We start from the raw sequence: 15171 nt of genomic DNA, 5'->3' as shown, positions 1-15171 counted from the left end.
GCATGACAGAGCCCGTCGCTGTGCCTTTCTGGTTGCTGCTGCTGATCCTTGCTTTTGCGGCGATCACCTTTGCCTCGCATTTCCTGTTCCCCTCGGTGCGCTGGTTCTTCCGCAAGCGCGCGGAAAAGGCGCTGGCGCGGTTGAACAAGCGGCTGGACCGCCCGATCGAGTTTTTCAAACTGGCGCGCAGGCAAGACATGATCGTGCGCCTGTCGTACGATCCGCGCGTGCTCGAGGCTGTCGCTGATCATGCTTCTGAGACCGGGGTGCCGGGGTCTGTGGCGTTCGAACAAGCCCGCCGCTACGCCCGCGAAATCGTGCCGGGGTTTTCGGCGACGCTGTATTTCGGCGTGGCGATCCGGCTGGCGCGCTGGCTGTCGCGCCTCGCCTATCGGGTGCGGATTGGCAAGGTTGATGCCGCTTTGGCGCATATCGACCCCAAGGCCACGGTGATTTTCGTGATGAACCATCGCTCGAACATGGATTATGTGCTGATCACCTGGCTGGTGGCGAACCGCTCGGCGATTTCCTATGCGGTGGGCGAATGGGCGCGGATCTGGCCGCTGTCCGCGCTGATCCGCTCGATGGGGGCCTATTTCATCCGGCGTGGCAGCCGCAACACGCTCTACCGCCGGGTGCTGGCGCGCTATGTGCAGATGGCCACGGCGCAAGGCACCACGCAGGCAATCTTCCCCGAGGGCGGGCTTTCGCTGGATGGCCGGGTGGGGGCGGCGAAGATGGGGCTGCTGTCCTATATCGTCTCGGCCTATGAACCCGGTGGGCGCGATGTGGTGTTCGTGCCGGTGGGTCTGGCCTATGATCGCGTGCTGGAAGATCGCATCCTGACCGAAGCCGCCAATGCTGGCACGCGAAGATTTCGCGGCAAGCCCTTGGCGATCATCGTTTTTCTGCTGCGCAACCTGTGGCGCAAGTTTCGCGGCCGCTTCAAAGGCTTTGGCACCACCGCGGCAGGGTTTGGGCCGCCGGTATCGCTGCGCGCCTTTCTGGCCGAATCCCCCGATGCGCCGACCGAAGACCTCGGCGCCTATCTGATGGCAGAGATCACCAAGGTCGTGCCAGTGCTGCCGGTGCCTTTGGTGGCCGCCGCCCTGTTGAAAAAACCCGCAGACCGCGCCGCTTTGGCCTCTGCGGTCAGCGCCTTGCAAGCCCGACTATCGGCGCAGGGCGCGGTGCAAAAGCTGCCGCCGCAGGGGCTGGAGGCTGTTCTCGACGAAGGTCTGACCCCACTGATCAACCGCAACCTGATCAACACCAATCTGCAAATCACCCCCGGCTCAGCCGCCCTGATCGACTTTTACGCAGCCCCGGTGCTGCAACGGCTCGAGGTCGCCCCATAGAATTGCCGCAACGCGGCAGACATAAAATTACAAAATACCCATCAAGACTATTGCAAAGTTGCGCGATGCCCCGCTATCACTACCGCAACCCGCCCCGATTCTGCGGCGCGGCATTTTGTTGGAGGCAAGCATGGCGTTGGACACAAGCACGGCGATCACCCCCTACGAGGCTCCGGTGAAAGACCTGTATGAGATTGGCGAAATGCCGCCCTTGGGCCATGTTCCGGCGAAAATGTATGCTTGGTCGATCCGCCGCGAACGCCATGGCGAGCCTGACACCGCGATGCAGGTCGAAGTTGTAGACACCTGGAAGCTCGACAGCAACGAAGTGCTGGTGCTGGTGATGGCCGCAGGCGTCAATTACAACGGCGTCTGGGCCGCACTTGGCGTGCCGATCAGCCCGTTTGATGGCCACAAACAGCCCTACCACATCGCAGGCTCGGATGCCTCGGGCATCGTCTGGGCGGTGGGCGATAAGGTCAAACGCTGGAAAGTCGGCGACGAGGTTGTGGTGCATTGCAATCAGGACGACGGCGATGACGAGGAATGCAACGGCGGTGATCCGATGTTCTCGCCCACCCAGCGCATCTGGGGATATGAGACCCCCGACGGCTCTTTCGCGCAATTCACCCGCGTGCAAGCCCAGCAACTCATGCCGCGCCCCAAGCACCTGACTTGGGAGGAATCTGCCTGCTACACCCTGACCCTCGCCACCGCCTATCGCATGCTGTTCGGGCACGAGCCGCATGATCTGAAACCGGGGCAGAACGTGCTGGTCTGGGGCGCATCGGGCGGGCTTGGCTCTTACGCGATCCAGTTGATCAACACCGCAGGCGCCAATGCCATCGGCGTGATTTCCGAAGAAGACAAGCGCGAATTCGTCATGGGCCTTGGCGCCAAGGGCGTGATCAACCGCAAGGATTTCAAATGCTGGGGGCAACTGCCCACCGTCAACACGCCGGAATATAACGAATGGCTGAAAGAAGCCCGCCGTTTTGGTAAAGCCATCTGGGACATCACCGGAAAGGGCGTCAACGTCGATATGGTGTTCGAACACCCCGGCGAGGCGACCTTCCCGGTCAGCTCCTTGGTGTGCAAAAAGGGCGGCATGGTGGTGATCTGCGCCGGCACCTCTGGCTTCAACTGCACCTTTGACGTGCGCTATATGTGGATGCACCAAAAGCGCCTGCAAGGCAGCCATTTCGCGCATTTGAAGCAGGCCTCTGCCGCCAACAAACTGATGATCGAACGGCGGCTTGATCCCTGCATGTCGGAAGTTTTCCCATGGGCAGAAATCCCGGCGGCGCATATGCTGATGCGCAACAACAAGCACAAACCCGGCAATATGGCGGTGCTGGTGCAAGCCACCCGCACCGGCCTGCGCACCTTTGAAGACACGCTCGACGCCAGCCTGAACCGCTGAGCAATGCCATCAAATCCAGCGTGATTTGAAGTAAACCACTATATCTTGTGGAAAATGGACGATACTGCGCCATTTTCCACAAGTCATTCCCAGCTGGGAAACTTCGCACCACCCCTCCGGGCAAATCGGCGCAGCACAACCCTTTCACATTGGCCCAAATACTCCGGGGGGCGCGTAAGCCGGGGGGCTGGCCCCCCTACCGACCCAACCGCCAAAACCACGCCCCAAACCCATCCCCCGGCAGCGCCGTTGCAAGGGGCTCGATGCCCCGCGCGACGGCACCTGGTCGCAGGTCAGGGCATCCGCTATGGCCCTTGCCCGCAACCTTGGATATGGTCGCCAAATGACCGAACTCGCCCCCGTCAAACTGACCTTTTCCGACGATCAGGCCGAAGCCTATGACCGCGTTTCGGCGGAACTGTTCAGCATGGGCGTCGATCTTGACAATGGCGGGCTCGAGCCGCGCCCCGAAGAAAAATCCACCGTGCTGGCCGTGGTGGGCAAGGCGGGATCTGGCAAGACCATGCTGCTCGCCAGCCTCTACAAAGCTTTGCAGGCGGCGGGCGTCGATCTGGTCTCGGGCGATTACGAGCCGAAAAAGCGCAAAGAACGCCGCAGCCTTGCCATCCTTGCCCCCACCAACAAGGCGGCCTCGGTGCTGCGGATGCGCGGGGTGCCTGCCACCACGATCCACCGCATCCTCTATACCCCGGTCTATGATCCGCAATACGAAAAGATTGCCGAATGGCTGACCGGGCAGGGCCCGCGCCCGGTGGTCGAAGGGCTGACCGATCTCGCACTCGACCGCGCCCATGCGTTCTACCAGAACGTCGCCTCGATCCCCGGCGCTTTGGCGGCGGCGGGCCTGCGCGGCAGCGATTTCATCAAGGGCTGGAAGCGCCGCGAAGAACCGCTCGACATCGGCTTTGTCGACGAATCCTCGATGCTGGACGAACGCGCACTGGCCGATCTGCGCGAGATTTTCTCGACCCTCGTGCTGTTCGGCGACCCCGCACAGTTGGCCCCGGTCGGCCTGTCGGGTGAGATGGTGTTTGATCGCCTGGGCGAGGGCCGCAAGCTGGTGCTGTCCCGCATCCACCGGCAGGCGCAGGATAACCCGATCCTCGATCTGGCGCATGCCTTGGGCGATCCCAATCTTGGCTTTGACGAATTTGAGCGGATGGTTGAAACCGCCGCCCGCAAGGATGACCGCGTGGTCTGGGCCGAGCGGGTCGATGCCGACCTGATGGCGCGCAGCCCGGTGCTGGTCTGGCGCAATGCCACCCGCATTCGCCTGATCACCGCCTTCCGCGCCGCCCATGGCGCGCCCGATGATGAACTGCTGCCCGGCGAACCACTGATTTGCGACGGCATCGAATTGCCCCTGAAGCACCGCAAAAAGCGGATTGATCTCGAGGCCCGCGGCCTGATCAAGGGCGCGCAGGTGATCTACCTCGGCCCCGGCAATCGCGCGGGCTTTGCCAAGATCCATGTGGTCGGTGCAGAAGACCCGCAGGTCTCAGCCGCCTCGATCATCAAGATCGAACGCCCGGATGAGGATGAACCTTTCATCGCCTCTGCCGCTACCATGGGCGCGGCGTTTCTGCACGGCGCGGCGGTGACAATCCATAAGGCACAAGGCAGCCAATGGGAAAACGTTCAGGTGTTCGCGCCGGATCTTTACGCCGCAGCGGCAGCAGGCCGGTCAGAGGCCGGGGTGCCGCTTTGGAAGCGGCTGGCCTATGTGGCGATCACCCGCGCACAGCATCGCTTGCTTTGGGTGGTGCGCAATCGCCTCGCGCGGCCGCTTGAGGGCCTGACCGTTGAAGATTTGCGCCCCACCTCGGTGCCGCTGACCTTGACGGGGCAGGGCGATGACTAGACTCTGGCCTTGGCTGCGCTAGGGTAGAAAAAAGGATGAGGCTTCTATGATCTGCGTGTTCGTTCAATTCCGCTGCACCCCCGGCAAAACCTATGAGGTTGCCGATGCGATCTATGACCGCGAGGTGGTTTCCGAGTTGTATTCGACCAGCGGGGAATATGATCTGATCGCGAAAATCTATATCCCCGATGATGCCGATGTCGGCCATTATCTGTCGGAAAAGCTGTTCGATATTCCGGGCATCGTGCGCACCCTGACGACGATGACGTTCAAGGCATTTTAAGGCCAGCCCGCTGCCAATCCTGCTGGCGGCAAACGCGCCCTTGCAAACGCTGACTAGTCTTCGCAATACACCGCGATTTTGTGGCCGGATGGGTCGCGCAGATAGGCGGCATACCAGGTCGGGCTGTAGATTTCACGCAGGCCGGGCGCGCCTTCGTCCGTTGCCCCCAGCGCCATGGCGGCGGCGTAGAACGCATCCACCTCGGCGCGGCTGCGGGCAGGCAGGCCAAGCATAGTGCCATTGCCAGCGCTGGCCGCTTCGCCGTTGAAGGGCGGGCAGATCCAGAATTTGAAGCCGTCGCTGCGACCGGCTTCGGAATAGGCGCGCCAACCACCGGGAAAATCGGATTGCGCGGCCCAGCCGATCGTTTTCAGCACGGTGTCGTAGAAAGCGTGCGATTTCTCGGGGTCATTGGTGCCAAGGGTCAGATATGCGGGCATTGCAGAAGCCTCCGGCGGGGATATTTAGAAGACAGATGAAATCAGCGCAAAATCGGCGGGCCGTCTTGCGTGGCGGCTTCGACAAACATGCGGATTTTCAGCGGGTCTTTGACACCGGGGCCGGATTCGACACCCGACGACACATCAACCTGCCGCGCATTGGTCAGCCGGATCGCTTCGGCGACGTTCTGCGGGGTCAGGCCGCCCGCGAGCATCCACGGTTTCAGCCAGCGGCGCTGCGCCACCAAGCGCCAGTCAAAGGTAAGTCCATTGCCGCCGGGAAGGGTGGCGTTTTTCGGCGGTTTGGCATCGACCAGAAGCTGATCTGCGGCGAGAGAATACTCCAGCAGGTCGGCCAGATCGCCTTCATCGGCGACGCCGATGGCTTTCATCACCGGCAGGCCATAGCGGGCACGGATTTCGGCGACACGTTCCGGCGTCTCATGGCCGTGAAGTTGCAGCATATCCAGCGGCATGGCTTCAGTGATCGCATCCAGCAGGGCATCGTCCGCATCGACCACAAGCGCAACTTTCGCAAGGCCCAAGGGCGCGGCAAGCGTCAGTTCGCGGGCTTGCGGGATGCTCAGATGGCGTGGTGATTTCGGGAAAAACACAAATCCCGCATAAGCGGCCTTGGTCGCAGCCACCGCGGCCACGTCATCGACTGTGCGCAGGCCGCAGATTTTCACGCGAATATCAGGCATTTACTTCGCCTTGGAGCGGTCAAGAATGGCCAGCACATCGTCTTGCGGCAGCGAGGTGGCGTCGCGCATGGTGGCGAGTTCCCGCTCCAACTTGGAAACCTCGCGGGTTTTGACAGAAGCAGTGACGCGGTGTTTATGCTCGCGCGCCCATTCCCACAGGAACCCCACCAGCACGCCAATCACGATGCCGCCGAACAGCACCACGAAAACCGGAAGCTCCATCTGCCAGGTCACGCCAAGGAAGGCGGCGAAATCATCGGGCATAGCCTTCAGCAGAACCGGGGTGCGGTTGGCCAAAGCCACGATCAGCAGGGCAAGGCCCACGGCTGCGAGGATCAGATAGCGCAGGTAACGAAGCATGGGACCGCCTTTTTGCAGGTTCTAACCCTATATGAGGGCGGAATGGCCGGCCTGCAATACGCGCTTACTTGCTGTTCAGCCGGTCGCGCAGCAGTTTGCCGGTTTTGAAGAACGGCACCTTCTTGTCTTCGACCGCGACCGCCTCACCCGTGCGCGGGTTACGACCAACACGGGCATCGCGGGCCTTGACCGAGAACGCGCCGAAGCCGCGCAGTTCTACCCGATCGCCTTTTGCCAGGGCTTCGATGATTTCTTCGAACACCGTGTTGACGATGCGTTCAACATGGCGCTGCGTCAGATGCGGATTTTCATCCGCGATTTTTTGGATCAGTTCAGACCGGATCATCGGCGCTATCCCCCTGGTGATGCCGCGTCCCATTCAGGGGATTCTCGGCCGTGCTAACCTGTTACGCATTGGACTATAGGCATAATTTTTAAAGGCACAAACAAAATTGCAAGCTAAAGGTGCCAAAGCAAAGGGCCCCGCGTTGCCGCGGGGCCCTTTTTGTTGACCGCTAACGGTCAGATCAGTTGCGGTCGCCCTTCAGAGCGGCGCCGAGGATGTCGCCCAGCGAGGCGCCCGAATCGGAGGAGCCATACTGTTCGACGGCTTCTTTTTCTTCAGCGATCTCGCGTGCCTTGATCGACAGACCCATGCGGCGGGTCTTCGGATCAATGTTGGTGACGCGCACGTCGATCTTGTCGCCAACCGAGAAACGCTCGGGGCGCTGATCGGAACGCTCACGCGACAGGTCAGAACGGCGGATGAAGGATTTCGCGCCGTTGTATTCGACTTCAACACCGCCGTCTTCGATTGCGGTGACGACAACGGTGATCACACCGCCACGTTTCACGCCATCAACTGCGTCAGAGAAGGTGTCTTCGCCCAGAGCCTTGATTGAGAGCGAGATACGCTCTTTCTCAACATCCACTTCGGTGACAGCGGCAGTCACCGTGTCGCCCTTGCGGTAGTTCTGGATCGCGTCTTCGCCGCGCTGATCCCACGACAGGTCGGACAGGTGAACCATGCCGTCGATGTCGTTGTCGAGGCCAACGAACAGACCGAATTCGGTGATGTTCTTGACTTCGCCTTCGATGTTGGTGCCGACCGGATGGGTCTCAGCAAACACTTCCCACGGGTTGCGTTGGGTTTGCTTGAGGCCCAAGGAAACGCGACGCTTGGTGCTGTCGATTTCCAGCACCATGACTTCGACTTCCTGAGAGGTCGAAACGATCTTGCCGGGGTGGACGTTCTTCTTGGTCCAGGACATTTCCGAGACGTGGACGAGGCCTTCAACACCGGCTTCCAGCTCCACAAAGGCGCCGTAATCGGTGATGTTGGTGACACGGCCTTTGTGCACGGTGCCGAGGGCGTAGAGTTTTTCAACAGCATCCCACGGATCGGATTGCAGTTGCTTCATGCCCAGCGAAATGCGGTGGGTGTCTTTGTTGATCTTGATGACTTGCACCTTGATCGTCTCACCAATCGCGAGGATCTCGGACGGGTGGTTGACGCGGCGCCATGCCATGTCGGTGACGTGCAGCAGACCGTCAACGCCGCCCAGATCCACGAACGCACCGTATTCGGTGATGTTTTTCACAACGCCGTCGATGGTCTGGCCTTCGGTCAGGTTGCCGATCACTTCAGCACGCTGTTCGGCACGCGACTCTTCGAGGATCGCACGACGCGACACCACGATATTGCCACGGCGACGATCCATTTTCAGGATCTGGAACGGCTGCTTCATGCCCATCAGCGGGCCAGCGTCGCGCACGGGGCGCACGTCGACTTGGCTGCCCGGCAGGAAGGCGACAGCGCCGCCCAGATCCACCGTGAAGCCGCCTTTGACACGACCGAAGATCGCGCCATCGACGCGGGTTTCCGAGGCGTGGGCTTTTTCCAGACGATCCCATGCTTCTTCGCGGCGAGCTTTCTCGCGCGAGATCTGGGCTTCGCCACGAGCGTTCTCAACGCGGTCCAGATACACTTCAACAGTGTCGCCGACGTTGATGTTCGGGGCTTCGCCGGGGTTCGCGAATTCTTTCAGATCGATGCGGCCTTCCATCTTGTAGCCGACGTCGATGATGGCTTGGCCGGCCTCGATGGCGATAACCTTGCCTTTGACAACCGTACCCTCTTCGGGGGTGTCAATTTCGAAGCTTTCTTTCAAGAGGGCTTCGAATTCGTCCATAGCTTTGGAGTTCATGTAGTTTGTTTTCCTTTTTCGTATATGTCACTGGCCATGCGGTTGGCTCCGCCGGTCTTGCAAATGAAGGCAGGGTCGCGGCTGTTGCCGGACCCTTCCGGTCGCGTATCTAGGCGGTGCGGGGGGATTCTGCAAGCGCCGCGCATCCGCCCCGGCGTTATTTCACCGATGCAAGATAGGCCGCCATATCCTCGGCACCGCTGGCCATCTTGAAGGCCATTTTCGCGGTTACTGAGGGATCGCCAGATTCCTCTTTCACCCAGGCGGTCGGGTTGGTGATATAGGCGGCGAGTTTGGCTTCATCCCAGACATCGCCCTTGGCGTTCAGTGCCAAAAGGCCTGTGCCATAGGTGAAATCCGGATAGCTGCCGATAGGGCGGCCGATCACACCGAACAGGTTGGGGCCGGTCTTGCCGCCTGCCTGAATCTTGGTGCCATCCGCTGCGATGATCGAATGGCAGGCCTTGCAGCGGTTGAACAGCTTTTCGCCCTTGGCGGCATCGCCTTCGGCAAGGGCGGGGCTGGCCAGCAGGGCCAGCCCGAAAAGCGAGGCGGCTGCGGCAGATTTTGGTGAGAATTTCATAGGGCGGGCTCCTGTCTGGGCTGGCAAAGCGGCGCAGCAATTGCGCCTCTTTGGCAGAGTATAGATCGAACAGGATTGATTCACATCAACGCGCCGCAAAGTGCTTCAAACAGTCGCGCCACGGCCTCGGCTCCGGGGTCGATATGGCCTTGCAGGTTGCCCGCGTTGATATAGGCGGCGCGGCCTGCCTTGGCGCTGAGCATGGTGGCGGTGTGATTAGCCCCAGCGCGGGCGGCTTGGGCGGCGGCGGGCAAGCCTTGATCCAGCGCCTCGAGTGCTGGCTGCAAAGCGTCGATCATGGTGCGGTCGCCAAGTTTTGCGCCACCGATTTCCTGCATCCGCTCGAGCCCCGCGCGCAGGGCATCGCGCATGGTCAAACCGCTGGAGGCAGCATCGCCCGCAGCGGCAAAGAAGATCGCCAGCAGCACACCTGACGAACCGCCCATGGTTTGCGACAGTTCAAGGCCGATAGCGCGGTAAAGCTGGGTGTGGTCGGACAGCGGCAGTTGATCAACAGCGTCAATCAGCGCATGCGCCGCACCAGCAAGGGTTGACCCGGTGTCACCATCGCCAGATTTGGCATCCAGCGCGTTCAGATCGGCTTCCAAGGAAATCATGATCTGGCAGCATTTGATCAGGAAATCCTTCGTGGGTTTGTGCTGTGATGGAATCGGGCGAATTGGTGTCAGCCCATCGGGCAGGGCGCGGGTTTTGATCGTCGTGGTCGGATGACACCCCGGCCATGCCGCAAGCGGAGTCGTCGCGGTCAGCGCGGTTTCAACTTGGGCGTTCAGGGGCAACAGGGAAATCGACACCCCGCGCATATCCAATGAGGTCATCATCGCCGCAGGGCCAATGATGTATTTGATCTGCCTACCAAAGTCAGAGCCAAGCAGGTCATGCGCCAGCACCGACATTTCCAACACCGATGCGCCGCCCAGATTGTTCAGCAGGGCGACATACGGGCCGTCGCCGGGGTTCAGTTTTGCCAGCATTGCAGCCATCGCACTGGTCGCGTTGCTGAAGGCGATCTGCTCGACCCCAGGTTCGCCATGGATGCCAAGGCCGAGTTCGGCCATCCCGGGGCGGATGCGGTTTTCCTTGGCCGATCCCGGCACGGTGCAGGTATCCAGCGACATGCCGATTGAAGTGGTGCCCGCGATCACTGTTTCGGCGGCGGCGGTGACGGCGGCAAGATCGCCGCCGGTTTCGGCCAGATGGCCTGCGACCTTGTGGACGTACAGCGTGCCCGCCAGACCGCGCGCTTGCGGCAGATTGGGCAAAGCGATGTCATCATCGACCACCACCATGCTGACCTTGAGGCCAAAGGCGCGGGCGCGCTCGGCTGCAAGGCCAAAGTTCAGGCGGTCGCCGGTGTAGTTCTTCACGATCAGCAGGCAACCTGCGGGGCCGGTGACGGCAAGGATCCCCGCCAGCACGGCATCGACGGAAGGCGAGGCAAATACATCGCCGCAGACGGCGGCGGTTAGCATGCCGGGGCCGACAAAGCCCGCATGCGCAGGCTCGTGCCCGGAGCCGCCGCCCGAAACCAGGGCGACGCGGGATTTGTCCCAATCGGCGCGCAGAACCACGCGGATATGGGGATAGCCATCCAGCCGCAACAACCGCCCGCCCGCGGCCATCAGCAGGCCGTCAATCGCCTCGGTCACGATGTTTTCGCGTTTGTTCATGAATTGGGTCATCGCGGGTTCCTTAAATGCGGGTGCCGTTGGCGTCGAAATAGAACGGGTTCTGCGGCTGGATTTTCAGAATGTCGCCGCTGCGCAGGGGGGTATGGGCCTCGGTCACGATGGTCAGATCGTGGTTGTTGAATGACAGATGCAGCCGGGTCTGATCGCCAAGATGCTCGATGCGCCTGACAAGCGCATCCTGGCCTGTGCCTTGCCGGATATGTTCGGGGCGCAGGCCGATATGGGTGGCATTGGGCGGGGCTGGGCCGAACAGATCGGCGGGCAGGATGTTGATATGTGGCTGGCCGAGGCGTGAGGCGGCGTAGATGCTGACGGGCTGTTCGTAAACCTCGCGCGGGGTGCCGAACTGCACCAGTTTGCCATGATCCAGCACGCCGATATGGCTGGCCATGGTCATGGCTTCGATCTGGTCATGGGTGACATAAAGGAATGTCGCGCCAAGGCTGGACTGGATGTTTTTGAGTTCAACCCGCAGATCGGCGCGAAGTTTGGCGTCGAGACTGCTGAGCGGTTCATCCATCAGGTAAACCGCAGGGTTGCGCACCAGGGCGCGCCCGATGGAAACACGCTGCATTTCGCCCCCCGACAGCGCCGTCGCCTTGTTGTCCAGCTTGTGCGAGATTTGCAGGATTTCCGCCACTTCGGCGACTTTGCGGGTGATCTCGGCCCTTGGGGTGCGCAGAAGCGGCGATTTCAGTGGGAATTCCATGTTCTCGCGCACGGTAAGATGCGGGTAAAGAGAGTATTGCTGGAACACCATTGCGACATTGCGCTGGGCGGGGGTGACGCCTTTGGTGCTGTGGCCGTTGATCAAAATGTCGCCCGAGGTTGGCGCATCAAGGCCAGAGACAAGGCGCAAAGTGGTGGTCTTGCCCGCGCCGGTGGGGCCAAGCAGCACCACGAAAGCGCCGTCGGGCACGGTCATCGAGACATCGGCAAGGGCGGACTGCTGCCCGTAGGATTTGGAGACGTTGTGCAGGATCACCTCAGCCATGGGACAGAACCTTTTGATTGGCCTCGGACATCAGCGCGTGGCCCGATGGGTCGAACAGGGTGATCGAGCGGGGATCGAAGGCCAGTCCGGTGGTGGCACCGATTGGTGCGGCATTTGTTGATGGCGCACGGGCTTTGACGGGGCCGTGCGCGGTGTCGAGGGTGATGATCTGGGTGGTGCCAAGGTATTCGGCGGCGGTGATGCGGGCGCGGAAGGCGGCGCTATCGTCCAGACGGATATGTTCGGGGCGCACGCCAAGGGTAAGGGGGCCGTTTGCGCCGCTGATCATCGGCGGGATTGGGATGGCGGCGTCTGACAGGGTAACTTCTGCGCTGCCATTGCCGACCATGCCGTTGAAGTTCAACAGGTTCATCGCGGGCGAGCCGATGAATTTTGCCACGAAGGTGGTGGCGGGCCAGTCGTAAATCTCTTGCGGGCGGCCGAATTGTTCGACGACACCATGGTTCATCACCACGATCTTGTCGCCCATCTGCATCGCCTCAAGCTGGTCATGCGTGACATAAACGGTGGTGGCGCGCATGCGGTCGTGCAGCGCGCGCAGTTCCAGCGCCATATGCTCGCGGAACTCGGCATCCAGTGCGCCCAAGGGTTCGTCCATCAGAAAACACGCCGGATCACGGACAATAGCGCGGCCAAGGGCGACGCGCTGACGGTCGCCGCCAGACAGGCCGCCGACGGGCTTTTCCAGGATCGAGGTGATGCCAAGGATTTCGGCGACTTCGTTCACCTTGACGCGCACCTGATCGCGCTTCATGCCTTGACTGACCAGCGGGTAAGAGATGTTCTTGCGCACATTCATATGCGGATAAAGCGCGAACATCTGGAACACGAAGGCAATGTCACGCTGGCTGGCGGGCTTTTGGCTGACCTCGGCCCCGTCGATGAAAATCTCACCCGAGGTGGGCAGTTCAAGCCCCGCGATCATCCGCAGGGTGGTGGTTTTGCCGCAGCCGGAAGGCCCCAGCAGCATGAAGAACTCGCCGTCTTCGATGGTGAAGCTGGAAGATTGCACGGCGGTAAAGGCACCGAATTCTTTGCGCAGGCTTTTGATGACAATCTGGGCCATCGCTTACTCCGGGAAATGGCTGGTGATGATGAACATCACCGTGCCGATCAGCGTCACCAGGAAAGAGTAGGTGAACAATATCAAGGCGAAAGGCTGCATCAGCATGAACACGCCAAGGGCGATCAGGACGGTTGCCAGCGCCTCCCACGGGCCACGGCGCAGGCGCAGAAGTCCATTGACGAAGGTTTTCATTTGCGCACCGCTCCGAAGGTGATGCCGCGCAGCAGGTGTTTGCGCAACAAGATGGTGAAGGCCATGATCGGCAGCAGGAACAGCGTCGCCCCTGCGGCTACGGCGGGCCAGTCTTTGCCGCCAGCGCCGATGATGGTGGGGATGAAGGGCGGGGCGGTTTGCGCCGTTCCAGAGGTCAGCAGCACGGCGAAGGCATATTCGTTCCACGCAAAAATCAGGCAGAAAATCGCGGTGGAGGCGATACCCGTGGCGGCCTGCGGCAGGACGACTTTGTAGAAGGCTTGGAAGCGGGTGTAGCCGTCGATCAGCGCGGCTTCTTCATATTCGATGGGGATTTCGTCGATGAAACCTTTCAGCAGCCAGACCGAGAGCGACAGGTTTACCGCCGTGTAAAGCAGGATCATGCCGAGGTGGGTGTCGGATAGGCCAAGCTGGCGATACATCAGGAAAATCGGGATGGCGACGGCGATGGGGGGCATCATCCTTGTGGAGAGGATGAAGAATAAGAGGTCATCTTTCAGCGGGACTTTGAAGCGGCTGAACGCGTAAGCCGCAATAGTGCCTAGGAAAACCGACAGGAAGGTGGAGCCGAAGCCGATGATGACCGAGTTCAGGAACCGCTCGCCATAGCGCGAGGCCCCGGTGATCACCATGTCGTATTGCCGCACGATGCTGTCATACCACGTGGTCGGCGGGCCGAGGGCAGCGAGGTCTTCGGGCGTGACACGCGCGCGCGAGGTGAACAGGTTGACGTAACCTTCGAGTGACGGGGTGAACAGCACTTTCGGCGGGTAGGCGATGGCATCGGCGGGGGTTTTAAAACCCGTTGCGATGATCCATGCGAGGGGCAATAGGGTGAGGATGGCGTAGGCGATAACGAGGCCACCGGCGATCCATTTTTGGCGGGATGAGGGTTCGGTGATGGAAAAGCTCATCTGTCTTTCACCTTGTTCAGGGCTTTGACGTAGATCGAGGCGAGGCCGAAGACGGTGACAAACAGGATCACGGCATAGGCCGAGGCATAGCCGGTGCGCCATTTCTCGAAGGCTTCGCGCTTGAGGTCGATCGAGGTTAATTGCGTGGTGGCACCGGGGCCGCCGCCAGTGAGTTGCACGACAAGATCGAACATCTTGAAGTTCTCAATCCCACGAAACAGCACGGCGAGCATCAGGAAAGGCAGGGCCATCGGCAGGGTGATCGTCCAGAACTGCCGCCATTTCGAGGCGCGGTCACATTCGGCGGCTTCGTAGATCGAGGGCGGGATCGAGCGCAGGCCCGCGAGGCAGATCAGCATCACGAATGGCGTCCACATCCAGGTGTCAACGATGATGATGGCCCAGGGCGCGAGCGCGACTTCGCCGATCATCGAAAAGCTGGCGGGGTCTGCGCCGGTCAGGAAACCTACGAAATAGTTGAACAATCCGATTTGCGGTTGATACAGGAAGGTCCAGAAATTGCCGACCACGGCGGGGGACAGCATCATCGGCAGCACGATCAGCGTCGTCCACAGATCATTGCTGCGGAACTTTTTGTTGATCAGATAAGCAAGGGTAAAGCCGATCAAAACTTGCAGCGTGATGGTCCAGATCAGAAAATGCGCGGTGGCTTGCAGAGAGGCCCATGTGTCGGGGTTGGTCAGGATCTTGCGGTAGTTCTCAATCCCGACCCATTCCACCGCATTGTTGGGGCGGTTGGTGCGGAAGTTGGTCAGCGACAGGCGGATGGTCCAGATCAGCGGAAAGATGTTGATCGCCAGCAACAGAAAGATGGTGGGGGCAACGAACAGCCACGCGATGGTGCGATCTGACAAGCCGCGGATTTGATGTGCAAGTTTGGGCGGCGTAGCAAGGGCTGCGCGCTGAAGGGGATCGGGCATGGGATTGGCTTTCCTGAGGGCCGCTTCAAGCATCATGCGCGAGGCTCTGTTGGCCCTCAAGAGCCTCGCG

The 15171-nt window shown here is 60.8% G+C and carries 16 protein-coding genes; 4 read left to right on the top strand and 12 right to left on the bottom strand.

Annotated features, from left to right (window positions below; genetic code table 11):
* Positions 1-2: 2 nt before the first annotated feature.
* The 4 genes from ACFOGH_RS07600 (at position 3) to ACFOGH_RS07585 (ending at position 4946) form a co-directional block, all read left to right on the top strand.
* Positions 3-1358 (top strand): 1-acyl-sn-glycerol-3-phosphate acyltransferase, encoded by a 1356-nt coding sequence (locus ACFOGH_RS07600; RefSeq protein WP_380072468.1) that lies wholly within the window; start codon positions 3-5, stop codon positions 1356-1358.
* A 130-nt stretch (positions 1359-1488) separates the two neighbouring features.
* Positions 1489-2781 carry a crotonyl-CoA carboxylase/reductase gene (gene ccrA, locus ACFOGH_RS07595; RefSeq protein WP_380072467.1) on the top strand — a complete coding sequence of 431 codons (1293 nt, stop codon included), beginning with the start codon at positions 1489-1491 and terminating at the stop codon, positions 2779-2781.
* Positions 2782-3124: 343 nt separating this feature from the next.
* A complete protein-coding gene (locus ACFOGH_RS07590; protein WP_380072466.1) occupies positions 3125-4663 on the top strand; it encodes an ATP-dependent DNA helicase in 1539 nt (512 codons plus the stop codon).
* Positions 4664-4709: 46 nt separating this feature from the next.
* On the top strand, positions 4710-4946 hold the full coding sequence (locus tag ACFOGH_RS07585) for an Lrp/AsnC family transcriptional regulator (RefSeq protein ID WP_380072465.1): 237 nt from the start codon (positions 4710-4712) through the stop codon (positions 4944-4946).
* 53 nt (positions 4947-4999) lie between these two features.
* Here ACFOGH_RS07585 and ACFOGH_RS07580 read toward each other — a convergent pair whose 3' ends face one another.
* The 12 genes from ACFOGH_RS07580 to ACFOGH_RS07525 form a co-directional block, all read right to left on the bottom strand.
* Entirely contained in the window at positions 5000-5386 is a 387-nt protein-coding gene (locus ACFOGH_RS07580; protein WP_380072464.1) for a VOC family protein, read from the bottom strand.
* 41 nt (positions 5387-5427) lie between these two features.
* On the bottom strand, positions 5428-6090 hold the full coding sequence (locus tag ACFOGH_RS07575) for a phosphoribosylanthranilate isomerase (protein WP_380072463.1): 663 nt from the start codon (positions 6088-6090) through the stop codon (positions 5428-5430).
* Positions 6091-6450 (bottom strand): LapA family protein, encoded by a 360-nt coding sequence (locus tag ACFOGH_RS07570; protein ID WP_380072462.1) that lies wholly within the window; start codon positions 6448-6450, stop codon positions 6091-6093.
* 64 nt (positions 6451-6514) lie between these two features.
* On the bottom strand, positions 6515-6796 hold the full coding sequence (gene ihfB / locus ACFOGH_RS07565) for an integration host factor subunit beta (RefSeq protein WP_380072461.1): 282 nt from the start codon (positions 6794-6796) through the stop codon (positions 6515-6517).
* A gap of 181 nt (positions 6797-6977) precedes the next feature.
* A complete protein-coding gene (gene rpsA / locus ACFOGH_RS07560) occupies positions 6978-8642 on the bottom strand; it encodes a 30S ribosomal protein S1 (RefSeq protein ID WP_380073977.1) in 1665 nt (554 codons plus the stop codon).
* Between the two features lie 172 nt (positions 8643-8814).
* Positions 8815-9240 (bottom strand): c-type cytochrome, encoded by a 426-nt coding sequence (locus ACFOGH_RS07555; protein WP_380072460.1) that lies wholly within the window; start codon positions 9238-9240, stop codon positions 8815-8817.
* 80 nt (positions 9241-9320) lie between these two features.
* Positions 9321-10943 carry a dihydroxyacetone kinase subunit DhaK gene (locus tag ACFOGH_RS07550; RefSeq protein ID WP_380072459.1) on the bottom strand — a complete coding sequence of 541 codons (1623 nt, stop codon included), beginning with the start codon at positions 10941-10943 and terminating at the stop codon, positions 9321-9323.
* 10 nt (positions 10944-10953) lie between these two features.
* Positions 10954-11946, bottom strand: coding sequence for an ABC transporter ATP-binding protein (locus ACFOGH_RS07545; protein ID WP_380072458.1), 993 nt, complete (start codon positions 11944-11946; stop codon positions 10954-10956).
* Positions 11939-13033: an ABC transporter ATP-binding protein gene (locus ACFOGH_RS07540; protein ID WP_380072457.1), complete on the bottom strand. Its 1095-nt coding sequence runs from the start codon at positions 13031-13033 to the stop codon at positions 11939-11941. Before ACFOGH_RS07540 ends, ACFOGH_RS07545 begins: the two co-directional genes overlap by 8 nt.
* A 3-nt stretch (positions 13034-13036) precedes the next feature.
* Positions 13037-13225: a hypothetical protein gene (locus ACFOGH_RS07535; protein WP_380072456.1), complete on the bottom strand. Its 189-nt coding sequence runs from the start codon at positions 13223-13225 to the stop codon at positions 13037-13039.
* Positions 13222-14160 (bottom strand): carbohydrate ABC transporter permease, encoded by a 939-nt coding sequence (locus ACFOGH_RS07530; protein WP_380072455.1) that lies wholly within the window; start codon positions 14158-14160, stop codon positions 13222-13224. Before ACFOGH_RS07530 ends, ACFOGH_RS07535 begins: the two co-directional genes overlap by 4 nt.
* A complete protein-coding gene (locus tag ACFOGH_RS07525) occupies positions 14157-15101 on the bottom strand; it encodes a carbohydrate ABC transporter permease (protein WP_380072454.1) in 945 nt (314 codons plus the stop codon). The genes ACFOGH_RS07530 and ACFOGH_RS07525 overlap by 4 nt, the downstream gene beginning before the upstream one ends.
* Positions 15102-15171: the final 70 nt, after the last annotated feature.

The sequence above is a fragment of the Cypionkella sinensis genome, assembly GCF_042646385.1.
GTDB lineage: Bacteria > Pseudomonadota > Alphaproteobacteria > Rhodobacterales > Rhodobacteraceae > Cypionkella > Cypionkella sinensis.
This window is presented reverse-complemented; position numbering and strand designations above follow the sequence as displayed.

Bases quoted from the DNA above. Each gene is read 5' to 3' on its own strand.
- ACFOGH_RS07600 (WP_380072468.1), top strand. From the start codon at position 3: ATGACAGAGCCCGTCGCTGTGCCTTTCTGGTTGCTGCTGCTGATCCTT.
- ccrA (WP_380072467.1), top strand. From the start codon at position 1,489: ATGGCGTTGGACACAAGCACGGCGATCACCCCCTACGAGGCTCCGGTG.
- ACFOGH_RS07590 (WP_380072466.1), top strand. From the start codon at position 3,125: ATGACCGAACTCGCCCCCGTCAAACTGACCTTTTCCGACGATCAGGCC.
- ACFOGH_RS07585 (WP_380072465.1), top strand. From the start codon at position 4,710: ATGATCTGCGTGTTCGTTCAATTCCGCTGCACCCCCGGCAAAACCTAT.
- ACFOGH_RS07580 (WP_380072464.1), bottom strand. From the start codon at position 5,386: ATGCCCGCATATCTGACCCTTGGCACCAATGACCCCGAGAAATCGCAC.
- ACFOGH_RS07575 (WP_380072463.1), bottom strand. From the start codon at position 6,090: ATGCCTGATATTCGCGTGAAAATCTGCGGCCTGCGCACAGTCGATGAC.
- ACFOGH_RS07570 (WP_380072462.1), bottom strand. From the start codon at position 6,450: ATGCTTCGTTACCTGCGCTATCTGATCCTCGCAGCCGTGGGCCTTGCC.
- ihfB (WP_380072461.1), bottom strand. From the start codon at position 6,796: ATGATCCGGTCTGAACTGATCCAAAAAATCGCGGATGAAAATCCGCAT.
- rpsA (WP_380073977.1), bottom strand. From the start codon at position 8,642: ATGGACGAATTCGAAGCCCTCTTGAAAGAAAGCTTCGAAATTGACACC.
- ACFOGH_RS07555 (WP_380072460.1), bottom strand. From the start codon at position 9,240: ATGAAATTCTCACCAAAATCTGCCGCAGCCGCCTCGCTTTTCGGGCTG.
- ACFOGH_RS07550 (WP_380072459.1), bottom strand. From the start codon at position 10,943: ATGACCCAATTCATGAACAAACGCGAAAACATCGTGACCGAGGCGATT.
- ACFOGH_RS07545 (WP_380072458.1), bottom strand. From the start codon at position 11,946: ATGGCTGAGGTGATCCTGCACAACGTCTCCAAATCCTACGGGCAGCAG.
- ACFOGH_RS07540 (WP_380072457.1), bottom strand. From the start codon at position 13,033: ATGGCCCAGATTGTCATCAAAAGCCTGCGCAAAGAATTCGGTGCCTTT.
- ACFOGH_RS07535 (WP_380072456.1), bottom strand. From the start codon at position 13,225: ATGAAAACCTTCGTCAATGGACTTCTGCGCCTGCGCCGTGGCCCGTGG.
- ACFOGH_RS07530 (WP_380072455.1), bottom strand. From the start codon at position 14,160: ATGAGCTTTTCCATCACCGAACCCTCATCCCGCCAAAAATGGATCGCC.
- ACFOGH_RS07525 (WP_380072454.1), bottom strand. From the start codon at position 15,101: ATGCCCGATCCCCTTCAGCGCGCAGCCCTTGCTACGCCGCCCAAACTT.